Annotated in this window: 3 protein-coding genes; 1 reads left to right on the top strand and 2 read right to left on the bottom strand. The window is 45.8% G+C overall.

Translation table 11 applies throughout. From position 1 onward, the window contains the following. Positions 1-648 (bottom strand): NAD(P)/FAD-dependent oxidoreductase (locus B7Y67_RS16275; protein ID WP_293599527.1); only part of this gene is annotated, 648 nt, incomplete at its 3' end. 1 nt (position 649) lies between these two features. Next, positions 650-973, bottom strand: a complete 324-nt coding sequence (fdxA, locus tag B7Y67_RS16270) for a ferredoxin FdxA (protein WP_215298290.1) — start codon at positions 971-973, stop codon at positions 650-652. A gap of 119 nt (positions 974-1,092) precedes the next feature. Here fdxA and B7Y67_RS16265 point away from each other — a divergent pair. Then, positions 1,093-1,997, top strand: a 905-nt coding sequence (locus tag B7Y67_RS16265) for a D-glycerate dehydrogenase (protein WP_293599526.1), incomplete at its 3' end; no start/stop codon positions are given.

The raw sequence follows: 1,997 nt of genomic DNA, 5'->3' as shown, positions 1-1,997 counted from the left end.
GGTAATTTGCCCGATGATCAGTTGCAGCTTGCCGGCGGCGCAAAGCTCGCGCATCTTCGCTACTGACTGAGGCGCTGCTTTAAATTCATCTCTTCGATGAATAAGTGTGACGCTTGCAGCATGATCAACAAAATGTAAGGCCCAATCTAGCGCGGAATCTCCGCCACCACAAATGACCATGCGCTTGCCTGCAAATTGTTGAGGATTTGTGACGCGATAGAAGACTTGTTTATCTACGAAAGCCTCAATCCCATCCAAGTTGAGTGTGCGCGGTTGAAATGCGCCAACACCAGCGGCTATAAAAATAACCTTAGTTAAAAATTGCTGATCTTGGCTTGTGCGAATCAGAAAGCGGCCATCAGTTTGCTTATCTAAGCTGGAGACCTCTTGATTTAAGTGGAACTGTGGCTTGAATGGCTCAATTTGTTTGAGTAGATTACCAATCAGTTCACGACCAGTACAAACCGGAATTGCCGGAATGTCATAGATCGGTTTATCTGGATAGAGTTCAATACATTGACCGCCTACTTCAGGCAGGGAGTCAATGACATGCGCTTTAATTTCTAGAAGTCCAAGCTCGAAGACTTGGAAGAGCCCCACCGGACCGGCGCCAATAATGACTGCATCGGTTTCAATGGGGGAGTGCAATTTACTTTACCAGTTGGTCAAGTTTATTTTTAACGTCTTTCCACTCTTCGGCCTCTGGCAGTGCAGCTTTGGATTTGGTAATTGATGTCCAAGCAGGTGACAATTCAGCATTGAGTTTGATGAATGCCTGCTGATCACCTGGCACATCATCCTCTGCATAAATTGCGTTGACTGGGCACTCAGGTACACATACCGCGCAATCGATGCACTCATCAGGATCGATTACTAAAAAGTTAGGGCCTTCACGAAAGCAATCGACTGGGCAGACATCAACGCAATCAGTGTATTTGCAGCGGATACAAGCTTCGGTAACAACGTAAGTCATGATGGTTTACTTGTAAGGAGTCCATACTAATGGACTGCCAAGTTATAAAAACATAATTTTAGCTGAATCAGCCCATCTTTCAGGCAGAATCCGCAATTTAGATGAGGTAAAGTTACGCTATGAACACTACAGCAAATCACTCCACAACTTCCTCCAAACCTAAGATTTTGGTCGCTAGGGCGATATTTCCTGAGGCGCTAGCCAAATTGGAGGAGTCCTATGAGGTTATCTCTAACCAGCCCGATAAAGTAATGACCCCTGAGGAGCTAAAAAAAGCGCTTTCAGAGGTTGAGGGGGCTTTGGTAACAGGTAGTGAGCGGATTGATGCCTCCGCCCTTTCAGATGCTAAAAATTTGAAGGTGGTCGCCAATATTTCTGTCGGATATAACAATTTTGATGTCCCAGCGATTACTGCTGCTGGAGTCATGGCTTCTAATACCCCTGATGTTCTTACGGATACAACGGCTGATTTTGGCTTTGCTTTGTTGATGGCAACTGCAAGGCGGATTACGGAATCGGAACATTGGGTGCGAGCTGGTAAGTGGGGGCAATGGTCGATTGTGACTAACCCATTAGGAATGGATTTGCATCACAGCACTCTTGGAATTATCGGTATGGGCCGTATTGGTCAAGGTATTGCTAAGCGTGCCTTAGGTTTTGGGATGAAGGTGATTTATCACAATCGCAAGCCTTTATCTGAAGCTGATGAAAAAGCCTGCGGCGCTACTTATGTGTCTAAAGAAGAATTGCTCCGCACTGCTGACCATGTTGTACTAGTTCTTCCATATACCGCTCAAAATCATCATACGATTGGCGCTGCAGAAATCGCCATGATGAAACCATCTGCAACCCTGGTTAATATTGCTCGCGGCGGTATTGTGGATGATGCAGCTTTAGCGCAAGCGTTACAAAGTGGAAAAATATTTGCGGCAGGCTTAGATGTTTTTGAAGGTGAGCCTCAAGTGCATCCGGAGTTACTCAAGTGCAGCAATATTGTGTTAGCCCCACACATTGCTAGTGCTAC

This window comes from Polynucleobacter sp. 35-46-11 (genome assembly GCF_002281105.1).
This window is presented reverse-complemented; position numbering and strand designations above follow the sequence as displayed.

Bases quoted from the DNA above. Each gene is read 5' to 3' on its own strand.
- fdxA (WP_215298290.1), bottom strand. From the start codon at position 973: ATGACTTACGTTGTTACCGAAGCTTGTATCCGCTGCAAATACACTGAT.